Origin of the sequence: Mycobacterium sp. IS-1556 (assembly GCF_001499985.1) — a bacterium.
In the GTDB taxonomy this organism is placed as follows: Bacteria; Actinomycetota; Actinomycetes; order Mycobacteriales; family Mycobacteriaceae; genus Mycobacterium.
In genome coordinates this window covers 357,156-364,085 of the sequence record NZ_LQIM01000038.1, presented here as the reverse complement: position 1 = coordinate 364,085, position 6,930 = coordinate 357,156, and the positions used below count along the sequence as shown (strand labels likewise).

The following is a 6,930-nucleotide window of genomic DNA, read 5'->3' as shown; positions in this document are numbered from 1 at the left end:
GTCGGCTGGAACAGCGGCCACACCGCAGCCACCCTGCCCGACGGCACCCCGGCCATCATCACCACCGGCGCGGGCGGCGCACCGGGCGCCAAGGGCTGCTCGGGCGGCACCGGCAGGAACATGTGGTTGGTGAACTGATCCTGGTAGGCGCCGCCACCGCCGATCTTGACGCCGCCGCTTTCACCGGATGAGACCGGGGTGCCGTCGGGCAGGGTGGCTGCGGTGTGGCCGCTGTTCCAGCCGACCACCAACGCACCGGGCTGGGTGCCGTACTGAAATCCACGTTCGAGCAGCTCCTGCTCGATGTTTCCCGTGTTGAACCTGTCGCCGTAGACGGGCCGACCGGTCGCCGCATTCGTCACCCAGGACACCAGGCCGGAGCAGTCCGTACCCGCCGGGGAGTCCCCGCCCGAGACGTACGGCGTGCCCGACACCTGGTTCACAAGCGTCAAGAGCGTGGCAAGAGCAAACATGCGCCGGGACGTTACAAGTGCCGTTGCAGCGTCACCAAATTCTGTGACAGCGTTCACAACCTGCGCGTTCTATTGCGTACTTCACGAATGTCATTGCAGATCGTGACTTTTCGTAGCGGCATAGCAACATCGATTGCCAAACGTGAATCATGCGGTGCAACAGAGCTTTTGCCCTCAGCCGTCCACGGAGTAACTCGAAACAGTCTGAACGCAAAAGACTTTCAGCGGAATCGGCCCCGCTGTCCTGCAGGTCTCAACCGTACGCCAGCAGCAACGGGACGGTCTGCTCAGCGAAGGTGAGAGAGCCGTGATGTCCGATCAGTGATGATTCCAGCGGTTCGACAGTGCGCCGGACCACCGCAGCCGCGCCGCGGGCGGCCGCCACCACGTCGCCGATGCGGGGCCGCACCGCATCGCTGACGCGCTCGCCGAACCACCCCGCCTCGACGGCCTCCTGGCGTGAGAGCACCCATGCCCGCTCGCCCAGAGTGGCGCGCCACGTGGCGAGCACGTCGCTTAGCGAGCCGTCCTCTATATAGATGTGTCGAGCCCGCGGCTCTCCGCCGATCGCCTGCACACCGTCGAGTAGGGCGGGGTTGGCGTCGACGTCCACGGTCTCGGCTTCCCGGACTTCGACCATGCCGTGGTCGGCGACCACGGCCAGCAGCCCGCCGGGCGGCAGCGCCTCGAGCACCGACTCGACGAGCCGGTCGATCTGACGTAACTGCATGCGCCACGGTGGTGACCCCGGGCCGTGCAGGTGGCCGAGCATGTCGAGTTCGCTGTGATAGCCGTAGCAGAAACCGTTGTCAGAGAGCGTATCCCGCACCGCAGCCGCAAGATCGCCGAGCGCATGCACGCCCACATAACGCCCGCCGCGCAGCACGGCGCGGGTGAGCCCGGACCCGGTGAACTCGGCGCCCGAGATCACGTTGACGGCGATGCCCACCGCGTCGGCCCGCTCGAAGGTGGTCGGTCGGGGCTGCACCTGTTCCGGGAGCACCGTGCCGCGAAGGTCCTCGCCCCAGGGGTGCGGCCGCCAGCGCAGGGCATTGATCACACCGGCCTCCGGTAGCCGGAACGAATAGCCGACGAATCCATGCTCGCCGGACGGGCAGCCGGTGCCGATCGCCGCGAGTCCGGCGGCGGTGGTCGAGGGGAACCCGACGGTGAGCGTCTGTCCGCGTAACCCCGCCAGAACGGGCGCGTCGCCGGCGTACGTGTCGAGCAGTTCGGCGCCGAGTCCGTCGATCAGCAGGACACATGCCCCGGCGATGTCGCCCGGCAGGCCGATCCGGTTGTCGAAGCCGTCCGCGCCCATCGCCGATAAAACCGACGGCACCACATCGGCCAGGTGCGCCAGGTCCGGGTCCGGCGTCGGCAGGTCCACACCGGCGAGCCTGCCACACGGCCCGCGCAGCGGATGCTGGTCAAAGCGGTTCCGCAACTTCGATGACGTCGGGTCAGCACCGAAGAGGCATTGACACGCAGCCATCTGGCTGCATATAGTCGGATACGCAGCCATCTGGCTGCATATATCCGAGGCGGATATGGACGACGTTTTCCGGGCGCTTGCCGATCCGAACCGACGGCTGCTGCTCGACAGCCTGAACACCCGCAACGGGCAGAGCCTGCGCGACTTGTGCGCAGGCCTGGAGATGGCACGCCAATCGGTCAGCAAGCACCTCGCGGTGCTCGAAGACGCCAATCTCATCACCACCGTGTGGCGGGGGAGGGAAAAGCTGCACTACCTCAACGCCGAACCGATCAACGCGATCGCCGACCGCTGGATCAACCAGTACGACCGCGCGCGGGTACAGACGCTCGCGGACCTCAAGACAGCATTGGAGACCCACCCGATGAGCAACAGCGAATTCGTCTACGTCACCTACATCCGTACCACGCCCGAACGCTTGTGGCAGGCCATCACCGACCCCGCGTTCTCGAGTCGCTACATGGGCCATGCACTCGTGTCCGACTTCGAGAAGGGCTCTGCGTACATATGGTCCGACCGCAGCGGTCTGGAGATCGAACACCCGGAGCAGGTCATCCTCGAGTCGGACCCGTACCGCAGGCTCGCCTTCACCTTTCACACGTTCGTACCCGAACTGACGACGCTGGGCCTCAATGAGGATGTCATCGCGAAGGCGGCGGCAGAGAGGCGGTCCAAGGTGACGTTCGAGATCGAGCCGGTCGACGAGGGCCAGGTCAAGCTGACCGTCGTACACGACGACTTCCCGCCGGAAAGCGCTGTCCGCGAACTGATCTCGGGTGGCTGGCCGTGGAAGCTCGCCAACCTCAAATCAGAACTCGAGCAGTCATGACGGGCATGCCTGCCATCACCGACCGGGCGACGTGGCAAGCGGAAATCGATGCACTCCGTATCCGAGAGAAGGAACACACCCGTGAAGGCGACGCGATCGCGGCGGCCCGCCGGCGCCTACCGATGGTCGAAATCGATGCCACGACACCCTTGATCGGCCCTCGAGGACAGGTCACCGTGCTCGATGCATTCGAGGGGCGCAGCCAACTGATCGCGTACTACTTCATGTGGTATCCGGGCCATCCGGCATCCGAGCAGTGCGAGGGCTGCACCTGGTGCACCACGCACGTTGCGGAGTTGTCCTACCTCCACTCTCGCGACATCACCTACGCGGTGTTCTGTCAGGGTCCGTTCGACGAAAGCCGCCGCTACCGCGACTTCATGGGCTGGGACATGCCGTGGTATTCGGCGCATGACTCGCTGGAAACGCTGCTCGTCGGGCGGCAACAAGGCCTGATGCATCTCGTGTGTTATCTCCGCGTCGGTGACCGCGTCTTCGAGACCTATTGGACGAACTACCGCGGCGTAGAGGCCATGGACTACAGCCTCGCGCTCATGGACCTCACCGTGTACGGACGCCAGGAGGCGTGGGAGGACTCGCCTGCGGGCTGGCCCATTTACCCCCTCGACGACGGCCAACCTATGCGTAGCAACGGGCGTCCGATATCCCAATGGCCGCGCCTTGAAGCCGGGCGCTCCGATGACCTGACGCTGAAATAGTAAGGGAGAGAGAGTAAATGAAAACACCACCAATTGTATCGGCGCCGGAATGGGACGCTGCGCTGAAGGAAATGCTCGTCAAGGAAAAGGAGCTCACCCGCGCCAAAGACGCGTTGGCGGCACAGCGCCGGCGAATGCCTTGGACCGCGGTGGAGAAGGAGTACGAGTTCGAAGGGCCCGATGGCAAGGCGAGTCTCCTAGATCTGTTCCAAGGCCGCCGACAGCTGATCGTCTACCGGGCGTTCTTTGGGCCGAGCACTTTCCACGGACCCGACGATCAAGGTTGGCCCGACCATGCCTGCTGTGGCTGCTCCTTGATGGCCGACCACGTTCCGAACCTGGCTCATCTCAACGCTCGCGACACCACGCTCGTCTACGCCTCGCCTGCCCCGCAGGCGGACATCGCACGGCTAAAGGCGCGGATGGGTTGGGAGCACATCCCGTGGTACACGATCACTGACGACTTCGACAAGGACTTCGGCGTCGACGAGTGGCACGGCCACAACGCCTTCATTCGCGACGGCGATAGCGTCTTCCGCACCTATTTCATCAACGAGCGCGGCGACGAGGCGTTCGTCACGACGTGGAGCTACCTCGACATGACCGCTCTTGGCCGCCAAGAGGATTGGGAGGATTCGCCGGAGGACTATCCGCAGACACCGCCCTACGAGTGGTGGGACTGGCACGACGAATACGGCACACACGAGCCGTCGCGGTGGTTCGAGGACGCTTAGCCGGTTGGTAGCACGCACCCGGTGGCTGTAGTCAACCGGTCAGGAGTGCCTGACGCGCGGGATTCGTTCACCAGACTCCCAAGCTAGGACGGGACGCTCGCCAACGCCTGAGCCACGCACTCGGCCCACCGGGCCTCGTCGACGACCACAAATGCCGAGTCGCCACCGAAGGCGCTGGAGATCACGAGATCAGGCGTAACCGTGCCCAGCAGCAGCACGCTTTCCCGGAGCTGACCGGCATCGCCGCGGCCGGGAACCAGGAACGTGGCCCACGAGCCTTCAGCGGTGGGGAACATGGTGTCGCCGGTGAACAAATACCTTTCCCCGCCGACCCCGGTGACCAGATAGCTTGTGCTGCCGGGTGAATGCCCCGGCGTGGGAAGCACCTCGACGCCGTTGTCATCGACGTGGCGCGTGGTACCGATGGGCACGTCGACGCGGCCGTGCTTTGCGATTACTTCGATCTCAGCTTCCGGTGCGTGCAGTCGGCGACCGAAACGCTTCTCGATCTGCGCCAGGTTCGGCCCCGCCTCGTCCTGGTGCGACAGGTACTGCGCTGCGACACCACCGAGGGCGTCGATCGCGTCGAAGTCCGCTTCCGTGGCGGGACTGTAGAAAAGCACGTTGCCGCGCGGACCACGCCACAGGTAGGCGTGCGTCGTGAGTCCCGGAAGAGGCGTGTCCATCCGGGTCTGCCAGAGATCTTCGCGTAGTTGAAGCATTTCGTGCGTCGTTGAAGTAGCCATGACAAGATCCTGCGACCTCAACTATTGTTGAGGTCAAGTCATTTCTCCCCGAACTTCGAAGCCAGGTGCCACCATCAACAGATGGCGTGCTCACACACCGCCGGCACGGCGGTCCTGACGACGGTCCTGACGGCGGTCGCCGCGTCGATCGTGTTCGCGCCCAATGCCTCCGCGGTCTGCTATTCCGCTGACTGCGTACCCAACGTCGAGCGCAACGTCGTAGAGGGAGCGCCTTGTGCTCCGGGCAAGTTCTTCAACTACGGGCTGGGCCCCACCGGCGCGACGTTCGTCTGCAACAGGGTCGGAGTTTGGACCCCCGCGGGCCCACTGGTCGGTGTGCACAACGTCGCAATGGACTGCCCGGAGCGAAATCTGTCCGCTCAAGGCTCTGATGGCGTGGCGTTCGTGTGCGCCGACATGGGTGGTGGCCACCTGCGGTGGGCCCACCGAATCGACACTGCGGAGTGATCAGAGCGTAGCGGCGATCCGGGCCGCCACGTCGGCCGCGACCTCGAGCGTCGTCGGGTCGGAGGCCGGGTGATAACAGTCCGCCGCCGGGTCGTAGGTCGCGCCCGCGATCGAGCCGTGATCCGCCGCCACCACCGCATAGTCGACCGGCCAGCCGTTACGCGAGAGCGTCTCGGCGAAACCGCGACTCACCTCGACGGGTACGACGTCGTCGTGCTCGCCGTGCAACAGCGTGAACGACACCGGGTCGCCGTCCAATTGGTCCGGCAGCCGGGCACCGGAAATCGGGTCGGCAACCATGAATGCCCCTGCGAGGCAGACGGTGTGGGTCACACCGAACTGTCCGGCGTGGATCGCCAGCCCCGCCGCCGCCAACCCGCCCATCGACCAGCCGACAAGTACCAACGGCTTACCGTCGGCGCGTTCCCGCGCATAGCCGGCCGACGCCAGCAGGTCCGCCCGGCCGCGGTCGTCGGCGTGCGAGTCCCAGTCGGCGAGCACGACGGCCGGGCCGTGCTCGTGCAAGCGTTCGGCCAGCGGTCGCATCGCGGCGCGCGAATCGGTCTGCGCGCCGTGCCACATCAGGACTGTCGGTTGGGACGCGTCGCCGAAGACGTCGGCGGACCGGCCGGGGGAGTACTCGACGGTGTGCACGGACTACGGAGTGCCCCGATAACCGCGAGGCCAACCGTGCCTGTCACCGCCGACGCGCATACCTGTCGACGAATCGTTGAAGGATGGTTCGCGGATATCGGACATCCCACTGGCGGGCAGCCGCTTTCAGCGATTCAGCCGACTCGGGCGGAAAGTAGCCGTGGTTCTTGTAGACGTCGATGCGAGTGATCATGCCGTCGAGGTCCAGTTCCGGATGAAACTGCGTGGCGTACACGTGACCCCCGACCCGAAACGCCTGCACCGGGCAGTCCCGCGACGAGGCGAGGCGCACCACGTCCGGCGGAAGCGAGGTCGCGCCCTCCCGGTGCCCGCCGAACGCGTCGAAGACGTCGGGCACCTCGGCGAACAACTCGTTATCGCGGCCCGCGGGCGTCACGGTCACAGTGAGCCCGCCGACCGGTTCCGGGTGTGTCCGGTCCACTGTCGCGCCGATGACCGTACCGAGGGTGCCGACGCCGTAACAGCATCCGAGGAAGGGGAAATCGTGGTCGACGATGCGGCCGATGAGCTCCAGCAACTCGGACTCGACCCGCCGCTGCGTCGCCGACTTCGATTCGGCGGTGTCGCTGACGTTGTAGGGGCCGCCGCCGAGGATGATGCCGGACCAGTCCGTCAGGTCGATGCGGCCCAACGACTCGTGGGTCAACCGGATGCGCCGCATGCCGCACGTGTCGAGGCCGGCGAAGCGCATCATCGCCCGATACTCCTCGTCGGCGGCTTCGTCCTCGCCGCGGATCGACAGCAGCAGGAACGGCTTAGACAGCACGGCACCCCGCGAACTCGGTGAGCCC

Annotated in this window: 9 protein-coding genes; 4 read left to right on the top strand and 5 right to left on the bottom strand. The window is 65.7% G+C overall.

What is annotated here, in order from left to right; genetic code table 11:
- Window positions 1–473: NlpC/P60 family protein (locus AU187_RS20095; RefSeq protein ID WP_059167230.1), on the bottom strand; the 473-nt coding region annotated here is incomplete at its 3' end.
- 253 nt (window positions 474–726) lie between these two features.
- Window positions 727–1,863, bottom strand: a complete 1,137-nt coding sequence (locus AU187_RS20090) for an alkaline phosphatase family protein (RefSeq protein ID WP_059102341.1) — start codon at window positions 1,861–1,863, stop codon at window positions 727–729.
- A 160-nt stretch (window positions 1,864–2,023) separates the two neighbouring features.
- On the opposite strand from AU187_RS20090, the gene AU187_RS20085 reads away from it, so the two are divergent.
- The 3 genes from AU187_RS20085 to AU187_RS20075 are packed head-to-tail and all read left to right on the top strand — an operon-like array spanning window position 2,024 to window position 4,250.
- Window positions 2,024–2,797, top strand: a complete 774-nt coding sequence (locus AU187_RS20085; RefSeq protein ID WP_059102281.1) for an ArsR/SmtB family transcription factor — start codon at window positions 2,024–2,026, stop codon at window positions 2,795–2,797.
- Entirely contained in the window at window positions 2,794–3,516 is a 723-nt protein-coding gene (locus tag AU187_RS20080; protein WP_059102280.1) for a DUF899 family protein, read from the top strand. Before AU187_RS20085 ends, AU187_RS20080 begins: the two co-directional genes overlap by 4 nt.
- 17 nt (window positions 3,517–3,533) lie before the next feature.
- Window positions 3,534–4,250, top strand: coding sequence for a DUF899 domain-containing protein (locus AU187_RS20075; RefSeq protein WP_059102279.1), 717 nt, complete (start codon window positions 3,534–3,536; stop codon window positions 4,248–4,250).
- Window positions 4,251–4,333: 83 nt separating this feature from the next.
- Here AU187_RS20075 and AU187_RS20070 read toward each other — a convergent pair whose 3' ends face one another.
- Window positions 4,334–4,996, bottom strand: coding sequence for an MBL fold metallo-hydrolase (locus AU187_RS20070; RefSeq protein WP_059102278.1), 663 nt, complete (start codon window positions 4,994–4,996; stop codon window positions 4,334–4,336).
- An 81-nt stretch (window positions 4,997–5,077) separates the two neighbouring features.
- On the opposite strand from AU187_RS20070, the gene AU187_RS20065 reads away from it, so the two are divergent.
- Complete coding sequence (locus AU187_RS20065) at window positions 5,078–5,464, top strand: hypothetical protein (protein ID WP_059102277.1); 387 nt, start codon at window positions 5,078–5,080, stop codon at window positions 5,462–5,464.
- Here AU187_RS20065 and AU187_RS20060 read toward each other — a convergent pair whose 3' ends face one another.
- Both AU187_RS20060 and AU187_RS20055 read right to left on the bottom strand, forming a co-directional pair.
- Window positions 5,465–6,118, bottom strand: a complete 654-nt coding sequence (locus tag AU187_RS20060; protein ID WP_059102276.1) for an alpha/beta hydrolase family protein — start codon at window positions 6,116–6,118, stop codon at window positions 5,465–5,467.
- A gap of 43 nt (window positions 6,119–6,161) precedes the next feature.
- Window positions 6,162–6,905 carry a glutamine amidotransferase gene (locus tag AU187_RS20055; RefSeq protein WP_156425398.1) on the bottom strand — a complete coding sequence of 248 codons (744 nt, stop codon included), beginning with the start codon at window positions 6,903–6,905 and terminating at the stop codon, window positions 6,162–6,164.
- Between the last annotated feature and the right edge of the window lie 25 nt (window positions 6,906–6,930).

Bases quoted from the DNA above. Each gene is read 5' to 3' on its own strand.
- AU187_RS20075 (WP_059102279.1), top strand. From the start codon at position 3,534: ATGAAAACACCACCAATTGTATCGGCGCCGGAATGGGACGCTGCGCTG.
- AU187_RS20070 (WP_059102278.1), bottom strand. From the start codon at position 4,996: ATGGCTACTTCAACGACGCACGAAATGCTTCAACTACGCGAAGATCTC.
- AU187_RS20080 (WP_059102280.1), top strand. From the start codon at position 2,794: ATGACGGGCATGCCTGCCATCACCGACCGGGCGACGTGGCAAGCGGAA.
- AU187_RS20065 (WP_059102277.1), top strand. From the start codon at position 5,078: ATGGCGTGCTCACACACCGCCGGCACGGCGGTCCTGACGACGGTCCTG.
- AU187_RS20085 (WP_059102281.1), top strand. From the start codon at position 2,024: ATGGACGACGTTTTCCGGGCGCTTGCCGATCCGAACCGACGGCTGCTG.